This window comes from Cupriavidus sp. SIMBA_020 (assembly GCF_046535395.1).
GTDB classification, from domain to species: domain Bacteria; phylum Pseudomonadota; class Gammaproteobacteria; order Burkholderiales; family Burkholderiaceae; genus Cupriavidus; species Cupriavidus campinensis.
The window spans coordinates 79,891-99,706 of sequence record NZ_JAWRWU010000014.1 but is presented as its reverse complement, the minus strand read 5'-3'; the positions used below and the strand labels follow the sequence as shown (position 1 = coordinate 99,706).

The following is a 19,816-nucleotide window of genomic DNA, read 5'->3' as shown; positions in this document are numbered from 1 at the left end:
AATACGATTTATGCGATTTCGACGATCATTTCGATCTCGACGCAGGCGCCCATCGGCACCTGGGCCACGCCGAACGCGCTGCGCGCATGGCGGCCCTTGTCGCCGAAGACCTCGACCAGGAACTCGGAAGCGCCGTTGGTCACCAGGTGCTGCTCGGTGAATTCCAGCGTGGAGTTGACCAGGCTCATCACCTTGACGATGCGCTGGACCCGGTTCAGGTCGCCGATATGGGCGTGCAGCGTGGCCAGCAGGTCGACGGCGATGGCGCGCGCGGCGGCCTTGCCGGTCTCGGTGTCGACGTCCTTGCCGAGCTTGCCAGCCCAGACCTTGCCGTCCTTGCGGGCGATATGACCCGAGAGGAAGACGGTGTTGCCGGTGGTGGCGGCCATCACATAGGCGGCGGCGGGGGCGCTCACGGGGGGCAGTTCCACGCCAAGGCGGGCGAGGGTGTCATATACGGACATGCATGGCTCCTGTTAGTGAAGTCGTCCTGGAAATATGGGGGGCGCCCCTTCAGCCGCGGTGGCGGCCGGTGGCGTGGCGGGTGCGGTGTTGCGCACGGCGGCGCGGCGGCCAAGGGCCACCACGGCAATCACCGCCACGGCAAAGGCGAGGGTGGGGGCGTCCAGGGGCTCGGCCAGAATCACGGCGCCGCCCGCCAGCGTGAGGAACGGCTGGAGCAATTGTATCTGGCCTACGCGAGCCACGCCGCCTTTTGCGAGTCCGGCGTACCAGAACAGGAAGCCGATGAACATCGAAAAGACCGACACATAGGCCATGCCGAGCCACGCCCGGGGCGATGCCGCGCCAATCGCGGGCGCCTGCGCCACGGCCAGCCACGCCACCACGGGCACCAGCACCGGCAGGGACACGACCAGCGCCCAGCTGATGGTTTCCAGCCCGCCCAGCTCGCGCGACAGCTTGCCGCCCTCGGCATAGCCCAGCGCACCGAGCAGCACGGCGGCGAACAGGTACCAGTCGGCATGTTGCAGGCCGCCAGCCCCCTGCCACAGGGCGAAGGCGATCACCAGCGCGCTGCCGGCCACGGCCGAGAGCCAGAACGCTGGCGAAGGGCGCTCGCTGCCGAACCACGCCGCGAACACGGCGGTGGCCAGCGGCAGCAGGCCGATCACGATGGCGCCATGGCCGGCCGGCACCTCGCGCATGGCGAGTGACGAAAACAGCGGAAAACCGACCACCACGCCCAGCGCCGTCACGGCCAGCCGCGCCCACTGGCGCCCGCGCGGGCGCCGCGCCGGAGCCAGCGCGCCGCGCAGGGCGAGCAGCCCCAGCGCCAGCCCGGCCGCCAGCACCGCACGGGCCAGCGCCACGAAGATGGGGTCCAGTTCGGCCACGGCCATGCGCGTGAACGGCAGCGTCTGGCTGAAGATCGCCACGCCAATGAAGCCGAGCCACATGCCGCCGGTTGCAGGCGAATGGGTAGGAGAAGAGGGGGGATTTGCCATGATGGATGCCCGGGAAGGTCAGTGCGGCTGCGCGGCGAGGGCGATCCAGACCGCCGTCACGCCGAGCGCCAGCCCCATCGTGCCGTTGAACCAGCGCACGCGGTTGCCCTGCGCCAGCCAGTGCCGCAGCGAGGCGCCCAGCAGCCCATAGGCGCCGTTGCTGAAGAAGCCGAACACCGCGAACACCGTGCTGACCAGCGCCACGCGCTGGGCGGGCGAGGGCGCGCCGGCCATGTAGGACGCCGCCACGGCCAGCGCCAGCATCCACGCCTTGATATTGGCGTACTGGAACGCGGCCGACTGCCAGACGTTCATCGGCTTGAGCACGGTCTTCTCGGCCAGCGAGGCGCTGCGGGCAATCTTCCACGCCAGCCAGAGCAGGTAGGCCACGCCGATGATATGGATGGCGCGCGCCAGCATCGGGCTGGCCAGGATCAGCGCGCCCACGCCGGTTGCGCACAGGGCGACGATGCTCGCGAAGCCGAACGCCACCCCGACGCAGTGCGGCAGCGTGGCGCGCAGCCCGAAGTTGGCGCCGGTCACGGCGGCGATGGTGGTGTTGGGGCCGGGCGTGAACGCGCCCACGGCCAGCAGCGTGATCAATGCGAGGAACTGGGCCATCGACAGGCCCGTCAGCCAGTTGGCATCCATGACGGCGACCTCAGGCCAGCGCCGCGAAGTTGACCACCACGCGGCGGTTGGTGCGGCTCTTTTTCTCGATCTTGGTTACGGTGACCGCGCCGATCTCGCCCGTATTGGCCACGTGGGTGCCGCCGCAGGGCTGGCGGTCCACGCCGGGGATCTCGATGATGCGGATGGTGGACGTGCCCGCCGGCGGCGCGGCGCCCACGGTGCGCACCAGGTCGGGCTGCGCGGCCAGCTGCTCGGGCGTGATGCGGTCGATCCGCACATCGGTCTTCGCGCCGATCAGCGCGTTGAGCTGTTCGGTCAGTTCGGCCTTGTCCAGCGTGGACTCGGGGAGGTCGAAGTCGATGCGCGCGGAATCGGGCGAGATGCTGCAGCCGGTCACCGGCACCGGGATCAGCGATCCCAGCAGGTGCAGGCAGGTGTGCAGCCGCATCAGCTTGTGGCGGCGCGCCCAGTCGATGCGCACTTCGCCCTGGTCACCGGGCTGCACCGCCGGGGCGTCCGGCGCCGGCACGTGGAGGATGCGGGTGCGGTCCTCGGCGTAGATCGTGTCGATCAGCGCCACCACGCGGCCATCGGCCAGCACCAGCGTGCCGGTGTCCCCGGCCTGCCCGCCGCTGCGCGCGTAGCAGACGGTCTGGTCCAGCTCGATGCCGGCCTCGCTCACGGCCACGACCGTGGCGGTGCAGTGGTCGAGGTAGGCGTCGTCGTCGAAACGCTTGATGGTGGTGGCGGACATCGTCGGGGGCTCCTTCGGGGGTATCTATATAGTCAGCGCAGGGTCTTGGTGCCTGCTGGGGTGTCGATCTCGGCCACCAGCTGTGGCGGCCCATCGCTCTGTTCGATCTCGATCAGGTCTGCCGCGCCGATCCACGCCAGCCCCTGCCGCAGCAGTTCCGCCTGTGGATGGCTGCCGCGCAGCCGGCGCAGCGCCAGATCCTGGCGCGGCAGGCTGATGGCGGGGTGGTTGGGCACGTCCCACTGGATCAGCGTGGGGAACAGGCCGTCGCCGGCGTGCGTGGCCTCGCCCGGCCAGGCCGGCAGGCTGCCGTCGTCGGGCACGGTCAGGCGCCAGTGCAGGGCGCCGCGCGTCATCGGAATGGCCGGGGCGATGCGGTCCGGGTATTGCGCCTGCCAGCGCGACAGATCGACCGGACGTTCCACCCGGGCCGCCCAGTGGGCCAGGAACGGGCCGTCGGCCAGCCGCTGGCGCATGGCGCCGCTGTCCAGCCCGAACCAGCGCGGCCGTTCCGGCGCCGGGGCAGCGGGGTCGATCGCGATCACTTCGAGGTACATCCCGCCGAACAGGCCCATCACGCGGTTGTGCGTGCCCATGCGCGGGTGCGCGCCGCCGCCCTGCGGGGCAACGCCGAGCAGGTCGGCAACATGGTTCGCGCCGGATTCCAGATCCGGGGCCGCAATCACGAGGTGGTCTATGGCGAGCTTCATTGTCGGTTGATGGTAGACAAGGTTATCGGTACAGTACCGATACAGTTCAGCAGATCGTATTCAGTACAGTTGCGGGAGCACCACATGGAAGGCAGCGAAGCGGACCAAGGACGGCACACCGGGCCGGACCGCAAGGATAGCGGAGGGCGATCGGGTGCGTCAGGCGGCACACGGCCCTTGCGGCTGGTGATGCCGACGGCTGGCCACGAGCAGTTGCCGGACCCGATTCCCTCGGCCCAGATGACGCTGGTCGAGCAGCTGACCGAATGGGCGCGGCTGCGCATCGACGAACGGGTGTTCCGGGCCGGCATGCGCATGCCGTCGATCCGGCAACTGGCCACCGAGAAGGGGATTTCGCGCTTCACGGTGGTAGAAGCCTATGAGCGACTGGTGGCGCTGGGCTACCTGGAGTCGCGGCGCGGCTCCGGCTTCTATGTGCGCGAGCGCGTGGCGCATCCGTCCACGGCCGCCACGCCGCCTTCGGACGCCATCCGCAATATCGACGTGACCTGGCTGCTGCGCAGCATGTTCCACTCGGCGGAGAGCCACAAGGCGCCGGGCTGGGGCTTCCTGCCGAACGAGTGGCTGGACGGCGAGCTGATGTCCGGCGCGCTGCGCAGCCTGGGGCGGCAGCCGGGCAACCATTTCCTGTCGAGCGGCACGCCGCAGGGCTTCCTGCCGCTGCGGCAGCAGTTGCGCACGCGGCTGGAGGAGCTGGAGATCGGCGTCACGCCGGACCAGATCGTCATGACGTCCGGCATCACGCAGGCGTTCGACCTGATCGCGCGGCAGTACCTGCACCCCGGCGATACCGTGCTGGTGGGCGATCCGGCCTGGTTCGTGATGTTCGCGCGCTTTGCCGCGCAGGGCGCCCACGTGATCGGCGTGCCTTACACCGCCGATGGCCCGGACCTGGAGGCGCTCGAGCGCGTGGTCCAGGCCCATCGGCCCAAGCTGTTCGTGGTCAATTCCGTGCTCCACAACCCCACGGGTACCTCGCTCTCCGCCGCGCGGGCCTTCCGGCTGCTGCAACTGGCCGAGCAGTACGACTTCCTGGTGGTGGAGGACGATATCTATTGCGATCTCTGCCCGCCCGGCCACGCCGCCACCCGGCTGGCCAGCCTGGACCAGCTGCGGCGGGTGATCTATCTCGGCAGCTTCTCCAAGACGCTGGCGGCCAACCTGCGCGTGGGGTTCATCGCCGCCAGTCCGGAGCTGGCCGTGACGCTGACCGACAACAAGCTGCTGACCGGCATGGCCACGCCGGAGATCAACGAGCGCGTGGTCTACAAGGTGCTGACCGAGGGCCACTACCGCAAGCACGTGGAGCGCGTGCGCGGCCGGCTGGACCGGGCGCGCGACGAGACCCGCCACCAGCTCGAACGGCTGGGTTTGCGGATGTTCCCGGGCCAGCACGCCGGCATGTACCTGTGGGCCGATACGGGCGTGGACACCAATGTCATTGCTACGGCCGGGCACGAGGAGGGCTACCTGTTCGCCCCGGGCAGCCTGTTCTCGCCCAGCCAGATGCCATCCACCTGGACGCGCTTCAACGTGGCCAGCAGCGCCGACCCCGGCATGCTGCGCTTCCTGGCCGCGCAGATGGAGCGCTTGTCCGGCCAGCCGGCCCCCGCCCCCGCCACCCCGGGGGCTTGAAAAACCGTCCGTCCATCCCGATTTGAAGGCCCATCGACCCCGTCCGCGCACCGCGCGCCGGGGCAACCCCGGATGTGCCCGCTTTGTTTTCAAGCTTTCAAGAGGAGAACCATGACCGCACCGCACGAAACGATGAGCTTCCAGGCGGAAGTGAAGCAGCTGCTGCACCTGATGATCCACTCGCTGTACAGCAACAAGGAAATTTTCCTGCGCGAGCTGGTGTCGAATGCTTCGGACGCCACTGACAAGCTGCGCTTCGAGGCGATTGCCAACCCGTCGCTGCTCGAGAACGATGCCGACCTGGCCATCCGGATCGAAGCCGACGCCGCCAGCCGCACGCTCAAGATCACCGACAACGGCATCGGCATGAGCCGCGACGAGGCGATCCGCAACCTCGGCACGATCGCGCGTTCCGGCACCAAGGAATTCTTCCAGCAGCTGTCCGGCGACCAGCAGAAGGACGCCGCGCTGATCGGCCAGTTCGGCGTGGGCTTCTACTCGGCCTTCATCGTCGCAGACAAGGTCACCGTGGAGACGCGCCGCGCCGGCGTGGCCGCCGAGGAAGCTGTGCGCTGGGAAAGCACCGGCGACGGCGAGTTCACCGTGGACGCCATCTCGCGCGCCGAGCGCGGCACCACCATCACGCTGCACCTGCGCGAGGGCGAGGACGACTTCCTGTCGTCATACCGCCTGCGCCACATCATCCAGAAGTATTCGGACCATATCTCCCTGCCGATCCGCATGCCCAAGGAAGAATGGGATGCCGAGGCCAGCGCCCACAAGGCCACCGGCGAGTGGGAGAGCGTGAACCAGGCCAGCGCGCTGTGGACGCGCGCCAAGTCCGACATCACCGACGAGCAGTACCAGGCGTTCTACCAGCACATCGCCCATGACCAGGAAGCCCCGCTGACCTGGACCCACAACCGTGTGGAAGGCCGCAGCGAGTACACGCAGCTGCTGTTCATCCCGGCGCGCGCCCCGTTCGACCTGTGGGACCGCAATCACAAGGCCGGCCTGAAGCTGTACGTGAAGCGCGTGTTCATCATGGACGATGCGGACCAGCTCCTGCCGGCGTACTTGCGCTGGGTCAAGGGCGTGGTGGATTCGGCCGACCTGCCGCTGAACGTCTCGCGCGAGCTGCTGCAGGAGAGCCGCGATGTGCGCGCGATCCGCGAGGGCAGCACCAAGCGCGTGCTGTCGATGCTGGAATCGCTGGCGGACAGCGAGGACGAAGCCGATCGCGCCAAGTACAAGACCTTCTGGGAGCAGTTCGGCCAGGTGCTCAAGGAAGGCATGGGCGAGGACCAGGCCAACGCCGAGCGCATCGCCAGGCTGCTGCGCTTCGCGTCCACCCACGGCGACACGGCCGAGCAGTCGGTCTCGCTGGGCGACTACGTGAGCCGCATGAAGGAAGGGCAGGACAAGGTCTACTACGTGACCGCCGACACCTGGGTGGCCGCCAAGTCGAGCCCGCATCTGGAAGTCTTCCGCAAGAAGGGCATCGAGGTGCTGCTGCTGACCGAGCGTGTGGACGAGTGGATGCTGTCCTACCTGCACGAATTCGACGGCAAGGAGCTGGTGTCCGTGGCGCGTGGCGACCTGGACCTGGGCGCCCTGGCTGACGAGACGGAGAAGGCCGAGCAGGAAAAGGCCGAAACCGACTGGAAGGACGTGGTCGACCGTGCCAAGGGCGTGCTGGAAGGCAAGGCCAAGGACGTGCGCGTGACGCTGCGCCTGACCGAATCGGCTTCGTGCCTGGTGTCGGACGACGGCGACATGAGCGGCTACCTGCAACGCCTGCTCAAGCAGGCCGGCCAGAAGGCGCCCGACGCCCAGCCGATCCTCGAACTGAACCCCGAGCACGCGCTGGTGAAGAAGCTGCGCGACGTGGCAGGCGACGAAGCCTTCGCCGATCGCGTGAGTGTGCTGTTCGATCAGGCCCTGCTGGCCGAGGGCGGCATGCTCGAAGACCCCGCCACCTACGTGCAACGCGTGAACCGCCTGCTGGCCTGAGGCCGGTTTGCGGCCCCGCTCCCGCCTGCGGGGGAGGGGCCGCCCGCCCGCGAAGATCCTCTCAGGATGACCACCAAACGCTGTTTCCCGCCGGTCGTCGATTCCCGCACCCGCATCCTCGTGCTCGGCAGCCTGCCGGGCGAGGTCTCGCTCGCCCAGAGCCAGTATTACGCGCACAAGCAGAACCGCTTCTGGCACCTGATGGGCGATGTGCTCGGGGTCGATCTGGTCGGGCTGGACTACCCTGGCCGCCTGCAAGCGCTGCTGGGGCATGGCGTGGGGCTGTGGGACGTGGTGGCCGAGGCGCGGCGCGATGGCAGCCTCGACAGCAATATCCGCGACCATGCCGGGAATGACCTGATCGGGCTGATCGGCACGCTGCCTGGCCTGCGGGCGATTGCCTTCAACGGTGGCACGGCGGCGAAGATCGGGGGGAAGGCGCTGGGGGAGCATGGCGACCGCCATGCGATCCTGCGGCTGCCGTCGAGCAGTCCGGCCTATACGCTCGCGTATGCGGAAAAGCGGGTCGCGTGGCTGGCCTTGCGCGCCTGGCTGGACTGAATCGCCCAGCCAGGCGTGGGGCGTCTTCTTTCGATGACTAGGGGCGACGCCGCTCAGGCCGTCGTGTTGACGATGTTCCCGGTGCTGCTGCCGGCGGCCTGCTGAATGGCTTCGGCCAGCTTGGCGACGGCCTGCTGGAGCGACGCCGAGGTGGACGTCACGCCGGCCTGCAGCGCGGCCACGGTGCTGGCCTTGGTGCTGTCGTCCGCGCCGCTGTTCTGCGCGGCCTGGAGCTGCTGCATCTGGGCGGCCAGTTGCTTCTGCAGCGCTTCGATCTGCTGCTTCAGCGCCTTGATGACCGCCGAATCGCTGTCTTCGCTGCTGGCCGCGCTGCCGCTGGCGGCACCAGCACCGCCCACGCGGCCGGCGCCGGCCGGGCCCTGGATGGTGCCGCTGGCGCTGGCCGAGGACGTAGAGGCGGCCGAGTCCCCGGCTTCCGTGCTGCTGGCGGCGGCGGCTTGCGCCGCGTCGTCAGCCTGCGCGGTAAAGCGGCGGGTGTTGGTTACGTTGGCGTCACTGGCGGTGACGATCTGAGGGGTAACGCTGCTGATTGTTGTCATGTGCGTGGTTCCGATCGGGAGAGAGCCCACTCCTTCTTCGGCGCAAATCAGCAAAACTTTAGGCGTACCGGACAAGTCTCACCGCCAGTCACTTCTGTCACAATCGCGGCCATGGCCCGCCCGCGCGGCGGGCCGGCCTCCCAATTCGGTAAATTCCTATGTCCAGTCTCGGCCTTGGCGGTATTGGCGGTATCGGCCTGCATGTCATCGTCGCCATCTTCTTTGCGGTGCATGCGGTGCGCACGCACCAGAATATGTACTGGCTCCTGCTGCTGTTCCTGTTTCCGGGGCTCGGCAGCGTGGTCTATTTCTTCGCGGTCTACCTGCCCAGCCTGCGCCAGACGCGCGGGGCGCGGGCGGCGGGGCGGGCGATCCGGCAGATCGTGGATCCGAACCGTGCCGTGCGGGAGGCCCGCGACGCCTTCGACCGGGCGCCCACCGTGGACCACCGCATGCGCCTGGGCGCCGCGTTGCTCGATGCCGGCCAGCCGGCCGAGGCGCTGACGCACTACCAGACGGCCGCCAACGGCCCGTTCGCGTCCGATCCGGCCCTGCTGGAAGGGCTGGCGCGCGCCCAGGTGGCCACCGGCCAGCCCGCGCCGGCGCAGGCCACGCTGGAGACGCTGTTCTCGCACCACCCGCACGCGCGCGAGCAGGCCACGCCGTCGCTGCTGTACGCCCAGGCACTGGCCGCCACCGGCGCGCCGGGCACGCGGGCCGCGTTCGAGCAGGCCCTCACCAGCGCCAGCGATGCCGCGCCGCGCTGCCTGTTTGCCGACTGGCTGGCGGCCCAGCCCGATGCCGCCGACCGCGAGCGCGCGAAAGCGCTCTATGCCGATATCGTCCATGACGCGCGCCACTGGCCGCGCCATGCCCGCGAACACAATCGCGAATGGCTCCAGCGCGCCCAGGCGGCGCTGGGCCAGTGATTCGCCCATGATCCGCGCCCTCGGCGCCTTGCTCTCTGCCATGACCCTTCTGAAACGCAAATCGATCGAGGCCGTGGCCTCGCGCCGTCCCGCCCGTGAACACCGTGATGCATCGCGCGGCAACCTGAACGCCCGGCAGGACTCCCGGCAGGACCCCCGCCACGAAGCGCGCATGAAACCGCGCTTTGCGCCGGTGACGTTCTCCGAGATGGATGGCGTGCGCTACCTGCATTTCGGCACGGAATGGGTCCAGGGCGCGATGCGCCTGCGCAAGCCGGACGCCATCGAGCTCGAGTACGCGCAGCAGATGATGGCCTGGCTGCTGTTCCAGTCGCCCTCGGTCGATGACTTCCACGTGGTGCAGCTGGGCCTTGGGGCCGCCGCGCTGACCAAGTTCTGCTATCGCCAGTTCGCCCGCGCCAAGGTGACGGCGGTGGAGCTGAACCCGGCCGTGATCGTGGCCGGCCGCAGCATGTTTGGCCTGCGTGAGGACGATGCGCGCCTGACCGTGCGCGAGCAGGACGCCTGGGACTTCGTGATGGACAGCGCCAGCACGGCGGCCGTCGATACTCTCCAGGTGGACCTCTACGACGCCACCGCGCGGGGCCCGGTGCTGGACACCACGGCGTTCTACCGCGCCTGCCGCCGCGTGCTGAAGACGCCCGGCGTGATGACGATCAACCTGTTCGGCGACCACGAGAGCTTTCCGAAGAACATCGTGCGAATCTGCGATGCCTTCGACAACCGCGTGCTGGTCTTCCCGGAGGTGCATGACGGCAACATCATCGCCATGGCGTTCAACGGGCCGGCCATCGACGTGTCCTGGGAGACGCTGGAAGCGCGCGCGGACGTGGTGGAAGCCGCGACGAACCTGCCCGCCCGGGACTGGGTCAAGAAGCTGCGCGCGGCCAATGCCAATCAGGAAGAGCGGCTGGTGATCTGAGCGTTTTCTGAGGGAAAACGGTCATTCCTTGTGGAAGAACTGCGCCAGCGACCACTCGTCGGTACGGGCCTCGTAGCGCAGGCCCTTGCGCATCGCCCACATCGCCAGCTGGCTGTGCGAGGGGATGATGGCGTGGTCCGCCAGCGCGAGCTTCGCCGCGGCGCGGGCGTTCTCCTCGCGCGCCTTGTCGCTGCTGACCGTGGTCAGTGACGTCTCGATCAGCTTGTCCAGCTGCGGATTGCTGTACTTGCCCCAGTTCCAGGTGCCATAGCCGGTCTTCGGATTTGGCGTGCCGGTGATCGAGCGCAGCGCCACATCGGCTGCCGCCGAGCCCCATCCCAGCATCTGGAACGAGAATTCGCCCTGGCGCGCGCGCGTGAAGTAGGCCGCCACGGGCAGGGTCTCCACCTTGGTCTGGATGCCGATGCGGGTCAGCATGCTGGCGGTGGCCTGTGCCACCTGGGCGTCGTTGAGGTAGCGGTTGTTGGTGGCGTGCAGCGTCAGGGCGAAGCCGTCCGGGTAGCCGGCCTGGGCCAGCAGCTTCTTGGCGCCCTCCACGTCGTAGGCATCCGGCCTGGTGCCCGGATGGCCGAAGATCTGCGGGGAGACGATGGACGAGGCCGGCACCGCCAGCCCCTCCATGATGCGGCTGACGATGGCGTCCCGGTTCAGCGCGTGGCTCACGGCGGCCCGCACGCGGGCGTCCTTGAAAGGGTTTCTGGCGAGCGGCTTGCCGGCCTTGTCGGTCACGAACGGCGAGTTGTCGCGCGACTGGTCCATCTGCCAGAAGATGGTGCGCCAGGACACCGTCTGCTCGATCTTGAATTTCGGATTTTGCTTAAGTTTGGCCACGTCCGCCGAGGGCACGCTCTCGATCACGTCCACGTCGCCGGCCAGCAGGGCCGCGCTGCGCGCGCCGTTGTCGGTCAGGATGCGGAATACCGCGCGGTCCCAGTCCACCTTCGGCCCCCAGTAGTCGGGGTTCTTCGCCATCACGATTTCCTGCCCGCGCGCGAAGCGCACGAACTTGAACGGCCCGGTGCCGATCATCGCCTTGCCCGAGTCGAAATCGGCCTGGGTCAGCGTGGCCGCGACCTTCTTCGGCATGATCGGCACGCTGTTCAGGTCGTTGGCGAGGTTGGCGTAGTTCGGCACGCTCATGGTCAGGCGCACGGTGAGCGGGTCTGGCGTGTCGATGCGGGCGATCGGCTTGGTGTAGCTGGTGAACGAGCCGGGGCTGTTGGTCAGCTTGTCGGGCCGCTCCAGCGACGCCTTGACGTCCTCGCTCGTGAACGGCGCGCCGTCATGCCACTTCACGTTCGGGCGCAGCTTGATCTCCCACGTGATGGCGTTCACCGGCTTCCACGACAGCGCCAGCCCGGGGATGTAGCGTGCGTTCTTGTCCATGAACACCAGCGACTCGAAGATATGCAGCGCGATGGCGTTGTTCGGGCCCGCGTTGTTCCAGTGCGGGTCCATCGACGTGACATCGGCCGCCAGGCCGATGCGCAGGTCCTCGGCGTGCGCGGCGCCCACCGGCAGCCCGGCGGATACCGCTACGGAGAGCAGGGCGCCCAGCAAGGCATGGCGGATGTTGGCGGAACGATGGCTTGCTTTCATCGACAGGCTCCTCGGGGTCGTGCGGGGATGGAATGACATGCATTGTGCCGTCAAACGTACATGCCTGCGCGGGTTGGGGGGCTTCCCGGGCGCAGGCAAGGTGATGCGGTGTTTTCGACACTTTTTGCCTGCGACGCCTTCCGCCCCGTCGCGCCGATAAAAAAACCCGCTTGCGCGGGTTTTTTCTGCTTCGTCAGGCCATTTCAGTGGAACAGCGGCTGCTGGGTCGGCGCGTCCTCGGGCAGTTCGGCGTGGACGATCTCGCCCGAACGGTCCGCATAGAGTGGCGTACCGCAGTCTTCGCAGTACTCGGGGTCAAACAGCGCAGCGTGGCGGAAGATCTCCTCCACGCCGGCGTTGCGCAGTTCCTCGCAGATCTGCTCGAGCGGGTTGCCTTTCTCCTCGGCATCGACCTCGCCGGCCTCGCGGCCATAGACGGGCCAGACGATGCCGTAGATCACGTCCTTCTCGCCGCGCATGGTGAAGCCGACGCGGTATTCCTCGACCACTTCCTCGCCGAACGAGGCCACCACGGCAGCCAGCTGGCCGGCAGGCACGTCCAGCGTGCCGCACAGGTAGTTCACGGCGGCGCGCACGGTCAGCGGGCGGATGCTCTTGTCCGATTCGCGGCACGACAGGAAGAAGGCATCGGGCAGCAGCAGTTCGAACTCGCAGCCCGGCAGCAGCACGGCCACGGACGGCTGCACCTGCTGGCGCCATTGCTCCAGGCAGGTGGAGCGCTCGGCGTGGTGCTCCTTGGCATCTTCCTGCCAGCGGAACAGGGCGCCTTCGTGCGGCGCCACCACCACGGCCAGCAGGTAGCGCGGATCGGCCAGGATCGGGGCGGTCTCGGGCAGGTCGCGCAGGTCCACCTTGGGCACCGTGCCGGCCAGCGCCGCCGAGGCGAGCTTGTGGGTCAGCGCGAAGGTGTCGCTATGGGTGCGCGGGAGCTGGTCGATGCTGTACAGGTACGGCGACAGCGCTACCTGGGTCTGCGTGGCCAGCACGTGGGCCTGCAGGTGCACGGCCAGCGTCTGGGCCAGCTCGGGCTTGAGCGCGCCGGACGGAATCGCGTAGCGGGTATGGGCCAGGATCGGGGCGGCGATCAGCAGGGCGTCGTGGCGCACGCCGTCGATTTCTAACGTGGCAGACTCGGCCAGCGTCTCGGCCTGCTCGGCCAGCACGTCGGAGGCATCTGCATTGTGCTTGAACAGGTGTTCGAGCGCGGCGTCGAGGGCGGTCTGGCTGCCGTTCTTCAGGAGGCGGCCCAGGCGCTGCGACAGCCGCCGCTCCCAATACCCGTCCTCCATGCGGCTGCCCGAGGCGTCGAGCGCAAGCGCGTCGGCCACCAGTCGCTCGGCATCGGGCGAGAGTCGGGGGGAAGACTTGGGGCGAAAACCTGCCATATGTGAAGACCGTCCGTTTTACGTAAAACGGTATTCTACTCGCTGCGTTGACAAACACAGCACCCCGCGGCGTTCCCGTCTTATTTCTGTGCGGGCGCTGCCGGGGTCTCGGTGGCGGCCGGGGCGTGGGTCTCGACGCCGTGCTGCTCGCCGCCCATGGAGACGTCGCCGCCACCCTTCGTCAGCAGATACAGGGCGGCGCCGGCGACGACGATGAAAGCGATGAGGATCTTGACCATGGTGTCTCCAGTCGGTGCGGGGGCGTGCCTTGGCCGCCCCGCTTATAGGGATGAACGCCGAATTGCGTAGGGGCCAGTCTGGCAGTGCAGCCTTGCATGGAACTTACGCGCCGGATCGGGGATAACCCGCAAGCTGGCCCGGCGGCGCGCCGCCCGCCAATGAAAAAGAAAAACGGCGCACCGTGGGTGCGCCGTTGTCACTTCCTGGCCTCGGCCGGGACCGCTTACGCGGCCAGCAGCTGGCGCAGCACGAACGGCAGGATGCCGCCGTGGTTGTAATAGTCCACCTCGATCGGGGTGTCGATGCGCAGCAGCACCGGCACGCGCTGGGTGTCGCCGTTGGCGCGATGGATCACCAGCACCACATCCTGCTGCGGCTTCAGGTCACCCTCGATGCCTTCCACGTCGAAGGTCTCGTTGCCGATGATGCCGAGCGACTGCGCGCTGTCGCTGCCCTTGAACTGCAGGGGCAGCACGCCCATGCCGACCAGGTTCGAACGGTGGATCCGCTCGAAGCTGCGCGCCACCACGGCCTTCACGCCGAGCAGTTGCGTGCCCTTGGCCGCCCAGTCGCGCGAGGAACCCGTGCCGTATTCCTCGCCGCCGATCACCACCGTGGGCGTGCCCTCGGCGATGTACTTCATGGCGGCGTCGTAGATCGACATCTGCTCGCCGGTGGGCTGGTGCAGCGTCAGGCCGCCTTCCACGCGGGAGCCGTCGGCCTTGGGCGGAATCATCAGGTTCTTGATCCGCACGTTGGCGAACGTGCCGCGCATCATCACCTCATGGTTGCCGCGGCGCGAGCCGTAGCTGTTGAAGTCCGCCTTCAGCACGCCGTGCGCGAGCAGGTACTTGCCCGCCGGCGAGGTGTCCTTGATCGAGCCGGCCGGGGAGATGTGGTCGGTCGTCACGGAATCGCCGAACACGCCCAGCGCCCGCGCGCCGCGCACGCTGGCCGAGACCGCCTTGGGCTCGAGCTCGAAGTCCTGGAAGAACGGCGGTTCGGCGATGTAGGTGGAAGTCGGCCAGTCGTAGACCTGCCCCGTGGTGCCCTTGATGTTGGCCCACAGCTTGCTCGGCTTCTTGACCTGCTCGTAGTTCGTCTTGAACACCTTGGCGTTCATCGCGAACTTCAGCAGCGCGTGGATTTCCTCGGACGACGGCCAGATATCGCCCAGCCAGATGTCCTTGCCGTTCTTGCCCTTGCCCACCGGTTCGGTCATCAGGTCGCGGGTGACGTTGCCGGCGATGGCGTAGGCCACCACCAGCGGCGGCGAGGCGAGGAAGTTGGCGCGGATGTTCGGGTGGATGCGGGCCTCGAAGTTGCGGTTACCCGACAGCACGGCGGCCGCGACGATGTCGTTCTGGACAATGGCCTCGTTCAGCGCCGGGGTCAGGTCGCCCGCATTGCCGATGCAGGTGGTGCAGCCGTAGGCCGTCACGCCGAAGCCAAGCTTCTCCAGGTACGGCAGCAGGCCCGTGGCGGTCAGGTATTCGGTGACCACGCGGCTGCCCGGGGCCAGCGACGTCTTGATGTGCGGCGCCACGTTCAGGCCGGCTTCCACCGCCTTCTTGGCCAGCAGGCCGGCGGCCAGCAGCACGCTCGGGTTGGAGGTGTTCGTGCAGGAGGTGATGGCGGCGATCAGCACGTCGCCGCTCTTCACCTTCACGCCGTCGGCGTTGGTGTACTCGCGGTTCAGGTCGTCGGGGTCCTTGTTGAAGCCGTTCTCGGCCACCGGCTTGGAGAACAGCGAGGCGAAGGTGCTCTTGACGTTGCCGATCTCGATGCGGTCCTGCGGGCGCTTGGGGCCCGCCAGCGACGGCGCCACCGTGCCCAGATCCAGCGTCAGCGTGGTGCTGTAGTCGATATCGCCGGCCATCGGCACGCCGAACATCTCCTGGGCGCGGAAGTAGCCCTCGAATGCGGCGATTTCCTCGTCGGTGCGGCCGGTGCCCTTGAAATAGTCGATGGTCTTCTCGTCCACCGGGAAAAAGCCCATCGTGGCGCCATACTCGGGCGCCATGTTGCCGATGGTGGCGCGGTCCGGGGTCGTCAGGCTGGCGGTGCCTTCGCCGAAGAACTCGACGAACTTGCCCACGACCTTCTCGCGGCGCAGCATTTCGGTGATGGTCAGCACCAGGTCGGTGGCGGTCACGCCCTCGCGCAGGCGGCCTTTCAGTTCCACGCCGACCACGTCAGGCGTCAGGAAGTACACCGGCTGGCCCAGCATGCCGGCTTCAGCTTCGATACCACCCACGCCCCAGCCCACCACGCCGATGCCGTTGATCATCGTGGTATGCGAGTCGGTGCCAACGAGCGTGTCCGGATAGTAGACACCGTCCTTCTTGTGCACGCCGCGCGCCAGGTATTCCAGGTTCACCTGGTGGACGATGCCGAAGCCCGGCTGCACTACGCCGAAGGTATCGAAGGCCTGCATGCCCCACTTCATGAACTGGTAGCGCTCGTTGTTGCGCTTGAATTCCAGCTGCATGTTGAGGTCGAGCGCCTTCTTCTCGCGGAAATGGTCGATTTGCACCGAGTGGTCCACCACCAGATCCACCGGCACCAGCGGCTCGATCTTCTTGGGGTTCTTGCCCATCTTCTCGGCCACGTTGCGCATCGCGGCCAGGTCGGCCAGCAGCGGCACGCCCGTGAAGTCCTGCAGCACCACACGCGCCACCACGAACGGAATCTCGTCCACGCGGTCAGCGCGCGGCTTCCAGTGGGCCAGTTGCCGCACGTGTTCCTCGGTCACCTTCTTGCCGTCGCAGTTGCGCAGCACCGATTCCAGTACCAGCCGGATGGAGATCGGCAGCCGTTCGATCTTCACGCCCAGCGCCTTGCCCAACTGCGGCAGGGAATAGTACTGGCCGCGGCCGCCGGTGCCGAGCTTGAATTCCTTGAGAGTGTTATTGAGATTGTGGGGCATTGCCTGACTCCAATCGAGGGATGACGCGGGACGCGATTTTCTAAACTTTCTTCTTCAGACCCCGGTGCACGAGAGGGTTCCGCCGCCTTGACGCGGCGCGGCCGGAAACTCCCCGGACGCGCACCGTGACAACAAACTCAACTGCCGCGCGGCGATGGGCCGCGCGAAGTACCGCAATGATCGCAAATTTACGACTTTACTGCTTCGGGGTGACCTGGGCAGCGGGAGCGGGCTGGGCTTCGGTGGTAGCCGGGGCCACCAGCAGCGGCGTGGCCACCGGCGCGCGCAGGGCGCCGGCCTGGGTCGGGGCCGAGCCACCGGCCAGCATGTCGGCGCTCTGGCATTCGTCGGCCAGGCGCTGGCCCATGTTCTTGTTGAACAGCATGGCCTTGCTCGGGATCACGACGAGGTCGAGGCCCGATTGCTGGTCGAAGTAGCGGTCGGCGCCGGTCACGGTGGACTGGCGCGGCAGGCGGTAGTCACGGCCTTGCCAGTGCACGGTCAGCACTTCGTCGCGCAGCATGTTGCCATTGATATAGATGACATTGCCCAGCTCGCACTGCCACTTCTCGCCGGACGGCGTGACAGGGGCTGCGGCGGCGGTCGTGGCCTTCTTGCTGGACTTGGCGGGCGCCTTCTTGGTCGCAGCCGGCTTCTTCTTGGCGGGTTCCTGAGCCATGGCGGTGGAGGCGACGGTCAGCGAGAGGGCGCCGAGCAAGGAGGCGAGCACGATCTTTTTCATGGGTATTCCTTCCGGATTTGAATGATTACTGGGGGGCTCTAGTATTGGGCGGGGCCGGGTGCCCGTGGGCGGCCCGGCAACTTTCCGCCGCTATTCTCTACGATTTGCCTGACAGGGCGAAGCCCGTCATCTATTGGTTACACAATCGGAAATGTCTGGTTTGCCATGGGGCACTTCGGGTCGGAAAAGGGCAGTATCCGCGCGCGGAGGCGTCACTCGGGCCGCCATTCAGTCGAAGAACAGCTCGGCCGCTGCCGCCGGCAGGCTGGTGCCCGTGGCGTGGGCGCGTTGCAGCAGCGCCCAGTAATACCGGTAGCTGGCGCGGTCGTGCAGCTGGCCGTCATGGCGGATCGGGGCCCAGTTGTTCTCGTGGGCCGCCAGCAGGATTTCGCTGGCCGCGCCGATCTCGGTATCGGTGGGGCGGAAAGCGGCCACGATCGGGGCGATCTGGCCCGGATGGATGCTCCACTTGCGCAGGTAGCCGAACTCGGCGCGGGCGCGGCTGGCGTCGTCGCCGGCACGCTGCGGATGCTGCACGTCGGTGCTGACGTTGTGCGACGGCACCTTGCCGTGGCGATGGCAGGCCGCGGAGATCTCGAGCATGGCGCGGCGGATCAGCGGGTATTCGAACTGGCCCGGCGAGCGCATCGCATCGCCCGGAATGGCGCCGTGGTGGGCGGAGACGAAGTCCATCAGCCCGAAGCTGAGGCACTCCACCTGGACCAGCGCGGCGATGTCGAAGACCTGTTCGAGCGCGGCATGTGTCTCAATCAGCACATGAATCGGGATGTGCCGGGCAATGCCGGCACTGCGCGCCACATGGTTGACGTGATCGGTCACCCGGGCGACTTCCACTACATCGGTCACCTTCGGTACCACCACATAGGCCAGGCGCGCGCCGGCGGCGGCCACCAGGATGTCGATGTCCTCGCGCCAGTGCGGGTGGGCGGGGTCGTGGATGCGCACGCCCACACGGTTGTGGACGTTCTCCGGGCTGTTGATCAGCTGGGCGCACAGCGTGGCGTGCTCGCGCTCGAGGCCGACGGCGGCGCCGTCCTCGCAGTCGAATGTGATGTCGAACACGGGCCCAAGCTCTTGCTGCAGGGCCAGCGACTTGCGCATGAGCTTTTCGCTGCCGGCATAGTGGTCACACACCGGCAACTGGACCGGGATGGCTTCGCCCTGAAACAAGACCTCGGAAGGATGCACGTTGAATACTTATGGAGTGGGGGGTAATTGACGAGACAAGGCCCGCGCCCATGAAAAAACCGGGGTCCGCGCCGATTGTTGCATCGATGCGGGACCCCGGTTCGTCATGCGCGGGAGGCTCCGGAAGATCAGCCCAGCAGATGCTGCACGCCGGCCTTTTCTTCTTCCAGTTCCTTCAGGGTGATATTGATCTTTTCCTGGCTGTAGGCGTCGATCTCCAGACCCTTCACGATTTCATACTTGCCGTTGGCGGTGGTCACCGGGTAGCCGAACATGGTGTCGGCCGGGATGCCGTATTCGCCGTTCGACGGGATGCCCATCGTGACGACCTTGCCGTTCGAGCCCAGCACCCAGTCGTGCACGTGGTCGATGGCGGCGTTGGCAGCCGAGGCGGCCGACGACAGGCCGCGCGCCTCGATGATGGCGGCGCCGCGCTTGCCGACGGTCGGCAGGAACACGTCGTTGTTCCAGACCGGGTCGTTGATCATGTCCTTGACGCTCTTGCCGTCAACGGTGGCGTAGCGGTAGTCGGCGTACATGGTCGGGCTGTGGTTGCCCCACACGAACATCTTCTCGATCGACGACACCGGCTTGCCGGTCTTGGCGGCGATCTGCGACAGCGCACGGTTGTGGTCCAGGCGCAGCATCGCGGTGAAGTTCTCGCGCGGCAGGCTCGGGGCCGACTTCATGGCGATGTAGGCGTTGGTGTTGGCCGGGTTGCCCACCACCAGCACCTTGACGTTGCGGCTCGCCACTTCGTCGAGCGCCTTGCCCTGCACCGTGAAGATCTGGGCGTTGGCTTCGAGCAGGTCCTTGCGTTCCATGCCCTTGCTGCGGGGACGGGCGCCAACCAGCAGGGCCACGTCGGCGTCCTTGAAGGCAACCTTGGGGTCATCGGTGATGACCACGCCGGCCAGCAGCGGGAACGCGCAGTCTTCCAGTTCCATCACCACGCCCTTGACGGCGGCCTGGGCTTGCGGGAGGTCGAGCAGTTGGAGGATGACCGGCTGGTCTTTGCCGAGCATGTCGCCGTTGGCGATGCGGAACAGCAGGGAATAGCCGATCTGGCCAGCGGCGCCGGTCACTGCGACGCGCATTGGGGCTTTAGCCATGAGTAAATCTCCAAACGAAAAGAGGGGTAACCGGTCAGTGGCGCCTGCCGCACGGGGCGGGCGCGTCGCGTGTCGCCACGGGGCAGGCTGGCGTCCGCCGCGTCGAGGGCGACAAGGCGTAAGTCTACTACTGCTATGTGGTGCGCCGCATCCCGAACGGTGCCGCGATGCCCGAATCCGGGTCTCGCGGGGGATGGCGGCCGGGGGCGGCGGCGCGGACTGCGCGAGTGTAGGGCGGGCCTCCGTGACTGTCAATTTATATGTCTTATATAAGACATAAGACATTTCATAGCGTGCTGGACGCGATTCTCGATTTTGTGGTGAAATCCGGGC

The 19,816-nt window shown here is 67.4% G+C and carries 18 protein-coding genes; 5 read left to right on the top strand and 13 right to left on the bottom strand.

The genetic code is table 11. From position 1 onward, the window contains the following. Window positions 1-8: 8 nt before the first annotated feature. Genes SB751_RS22940 through SB751_RS22920 form a run of 5 tightly spaced genes read right to left on the bottom strand, consistent with a single transcriptional unit; the run spans window position 9 to window position 3,563 of the window. Window positions 9-464 (bottom strand): RidA family protein, encoded by a 456-nt coding sequence (locus SB751_RS22940; RefSeq protein ID WP_144199468.1) that lies wholly within the window; start codon window positions 462-464, stop codon window positions 9-11. A gap of 12 nt (window positions 465-476) precedes the next feature. Beyond that, window positions 477-1,466: a DMT family transporter gene (locus tag SB751_RS22935; protein ID WP_246119001.1), complete on the bottom strand. Its 990-nt coding sequence runs from the start codon at window positions 1,464-1,466 to the stop codon at window positions 477-479. A gap of 18 nt (window positions 1,467-1,484) precedes the next feature. Continuing rightward, window positions 1,485-2,117 carry a LysE family translocator gene (locus tag SB751_RS22930; RefSeq protein WP_144199466.1) on the bottom strand — a complete coding sequence of 211 codons (633 nt, stop codon included), beginning with the start codon at window positions 2,115-2,117 and terminating at the stop codon, window positions 1,485-1,487. A gap of 10 nt (window positions 2,118-2,127) precedes the next feature. Next, window positions 2,128-2,853, bottom strand: coding sequence for an alanyl-tRNA editing protein (locus SB751_RS22925; RefSeq protein WP_144199464.1), 726 nt, complete (start codon window positions 2,851-2,853; stop codon window positions 2,128-2,130). Window positions 2,854-2,885: 32 nt separating this feature from the next. Continuing rightward, window positions 2,886-3,563: a VOC family protein gene (locus SB751_RS22920; protein ID WP_144199462.1), complete on the bottom strand. Its 678-nt coding sequence runs from the start codon at window positions 3,561-3,563 to the stop codon at window positions 2,886-2,888. Between the two features lie 84 nt (window positions 3,564-3,647). Between SB751_RS22920 and SB751_RS22915 the strand changes: the two genes are divergently transcribed. The 3 genes from SB751_RS22915 (at window position 3,648) to SB751_RS22905 (ending at window position 7,793) form a co-directional block, all read left to right on the top strand. Then, window positions 3,648-5,219, top strand: a complete 1,572-nt coding sequence (locus tag SB751_RS22915; RefSeq protein ID WP_144199460.1) for a PLP-dependent aminotransferase family protein — start codon at window positions 3,648-3,650, stop codon at window positions 5,217-5,219. Between the two features lie 111 nt (window positions 5,220-5,330). After that, the gene (htpG, locus tag SB751_RS22910) at window positions 5,331-7,232 is read left to right on the top strand and encodes a molecular chaperone HtpG (protein WP_211944256.1); all 1,902 of its coding nucleotides are present in this window, start codon (window positions 5,331-5,333) and stop codon (window positions 7,230-7,232) included. A 66-nt stretch (window positions 7,233-7,298) separates the two neighbouring features. Then, a complete protein-coding gene (locus SB751_RS22905) occupies window positions 7,299-7,793 on the top strand; it encodes a DNA-deoxyinosine glycosylase (protein WP_144199455.1) in 495 nt (164 codons plus the stop codon). Between the two features lie 53 nt (window positions 7,794-7,846). Here the strand turns inward: SB751_RS22905 and SB751_RS22900 are convergent, their stop codons facing one another. Then, window positions 7,847-8,353: a hypothetical protein gene (locus tag SB751_RS22900; protein WP_410748568.1), complete on the bottom strand. Its 507-nt coding sequence runs from the start codon at window positions 8,351-8,353 to the stop codon at window positions 7,847-7,849. Between the two features lie 158 nt (window positions 8,354-8,511). Here SB751_RS22900 and SB751_RS22895 point away from each other — a divergent pair, with 158 nt between their 5' ends. Together SB751_RS22895 and SB751_RS22890 are read left to right on the top strand one after the other, a co-directional pair. Continuing rightward, a complete protein-coding gene (locus tag SB751_RS22895) occupies window positions 8,512-9,282 on the top strand; it encodes a tetratricopeptide repeat protein (protein WP_144199450.1) in 771 nt (256 codons plus the stop codon). Window positions 9,283-9,322: 40 nt separating this feature from the next. After that, window positions 9,323-10,225 (top strand): spermidine synthase, encoded by a 903-nt coding sequence (locus tag SB751_RS22890; protein ID WP_144199448.1) that lies wholly within the window; start codon window positions 9,323-9,325, stop codon window positions 10,223-10,225. A gap of 21 nt (window positions 10,226-10,246) precedes the next feature. Here SB751_RS22890 and SB751_RS22885 read toward each other — a convergent pair whose 3' ends face one another. From SB751_RS22885 to SB751_RS22855, 7 genes are all read right to left on the bottom strand, one after another. Further along, window positions 10,247-11,845, bottom strand: a complete 1,599-nt coding sequence (locus SB751_RS22885) for an ABC transporter substrate-binding protein (protein ID WP_410748567.1) — start codon at window positions 11,843-11,845, stop codon at window positions 10,247-10,249. Between the two features lie 203 nt (window positions 11,846-12,048). Further along, window positions 12,049-13,251 carry a DUF2863 family protein gene (locus SB751_RS22880; RefSeq protein WP_144199444.1) on the bottom strand — a complete coding sequence of 401 codons (1,203 nt, stop codon included), beginning with the start codon at window positions 13,249-13,251 and terminating at the stop codon, window positions 12,049-12,051. Between the two features lie 80 nt (window positions 13,252-13,331). Further along, window positions 13,332-13,490, bottom strand: coding sequence for a hypothetical protein (locus SB751_RS22875; RefSeq protein WP_186296886.1), 159 nt, complete (start codon window positions 13,488-13,490; stop codon window positions 13,332-13,334). A 224-nt stretch (window positions 13,491-13,714) separates the two neighbouring features. Then, the gene (gene acnA, locus SB751_RS22870) at window positions 13,715-16,420 is read right to left on the bottom strand and encodes an aconitate hydratase AcnA (protein WP_144199442.1); all 2,706 of its coding nucleotides are present in this window, start codon (window positions 16,418-16,420) and stop codon (window positions 13,715-13,717) included. A 196-nt stretch (window positions 16,421-16,616) separates the two neighbouring features. Beyond that, on the bottom strand, window positions 16,617-17,162 hold the full coding sequence (locus SB751_RS22865; protein WP_144199440.1) for a hypothetical protein: 546 nt from the start codon (window positions 17,160-17,162) through the stop codon (window positions 16,617-16,619). A 228-nt stretch (window positions 17,163-17,390) separates the two neighbouring features. Next, window positions 17,391-18,371, bottom strand: a complete 981-nt coding sequence (locus SB751_RS22860) for an HpcH/HpaI aldolase/citrate lyase family protein (RefSeq protein ID WP_149135541.1) — start codon at window positions 18,369-18,371, stop codon at window positions 17,391-17,393. Window positions 18,372-18,499: 128 nt separating this feature from the next. Next, the gene (locus SB751_RS22855; protein ID WP_144199436.1) at window positions 18,500-19,483 is read right to left on the bottom strand and encodes a malate dehydrogenase; all 984 of its coding nucleotides are present in this window, start codon (window positions 19,481-19,483) and stop codon (window positions 18,500-18,502) included. Window positions 19,484-19,816 lie beyond the last annotated feature (333 nt).

Bases quoted from the DNA above. Each gene is read 5' to 3' on its own strand.
- SB751_RS22940 (WP_144199468.1), bottom strand. From the start codon at position 464: ATGTCCGTATATGACACCCTCGCCCGCCTTGGCGTGGAACTGCCCCCC.
- SB751_RS22935 (WP_246119001.1), bottom strand. From the start codon at position 1,466: ATGGCAAATCCCCCCTCTTCTCCTACCCATTCGCCTGCAACCGGCGGC.
- SB751_RS22930 (WP_144199466.1), bottom strand. From the start codon at position 2,117: ATGGATGCCAACTGGCTGACGGGCCTGTCGATGGCCCAGTTCCTCGCA.
- SB751_RS22925 (WP_144199464.1), bottom strand. From the start codon at position 2,853: ATGTCCGCCACCACCATCAAGCGTTTCGACGACGACGCCTACCTCGAC.
- SB751_RS22920 (WP_144199462.1), bottom strand. From the start codon at position 3,563: ATGAAGCTCGCCATAGACCACCTCGTGATTGCGGCCCCGGATCTGGAA.
- SB751_RS22915 (WP_144199460.1), top strand. From the start codon at position 3,648: ATGGAAGGCAGCGAAGCGGACCAAGGACGGCACACCGGGCCGGACCGC.
- htpG (WP_211944256.1), top strand. From the start codon at position 5,331: ATGACCGCACCGCACGAAACGATGAGCTTCCAGGCGGAAGTGAAGCAG.
- SB751_RS22905 (WP_144199455.1), top strand. From the start codon at position 7,299: ATGACCACCAAACGCTGTTTCCCGCCGGTCGTCGATTCCCGCACCCGC.
- SB751_RS22900 (WP_410748568.1), bottom strand. From the start codon at position 8,353: ATGACAACAATCAGCAGCGTTACCCCTCAGATCGTCACCGCCAGTGAC.
- SB751_RS22895 (WP_144199450.1), top strand. From the start codon at position 8,512: ATGTCCAGTCTCGGCCTTGGCGGTATTGGCGGTATCGGCCTGCATGTC.
- SB751_RS22890 (WP_144199448.1), top strand. From the start codon at position 9,323: ATGACCCTTCTGAAACGCAAATCGATCGAGGCCGTGGCCTCGCGCCGT.
- SB751_RS22885 (WP_410748567.1), bottom strand. From the start codon at position 11,845: ATGAAAGCAAGCCATCGTTCCGCCAACATCCGCCATGCCTTGCTGGGC.
- SB751_RS22880 (WP_144199444.1), bottom strand. From the start codon at position 13,251: ATGGCAGGTTTTCGCCCCAAGTCTTCCCCCCGACTCTCGCCCGATGCC.
- SB751_RS22875 (WP_186296886.1), bottom strand. From the start codon at position 13,490: ATGGTCAAGATCCTCATCGCTTTCATCGTCGTCGCCGGCGCCGCCCTG.
- acnA (WP_144199442.1), bottom strand. From the start codon at position 16,420: ATGCCCCACAATCTCAATAACACTCTCAAGGAATTCAAGCTCGGCACC.
- SB751_RS22865 (WP_144199440.1), bottom strand. From the start codon at position 17,162: ATGAAAAAGATCGTGCTCGCCTCCTTGCTCGGCGCCCTCTCGCTGACC.
- SB751_RS22855 (WP_144199436.1), bottom strand. From the start codon at position 19,483: ATGGCTAAAGCCCCAATGCGCGTCGCAGTGACCGGCGCCGCTGGCCAG.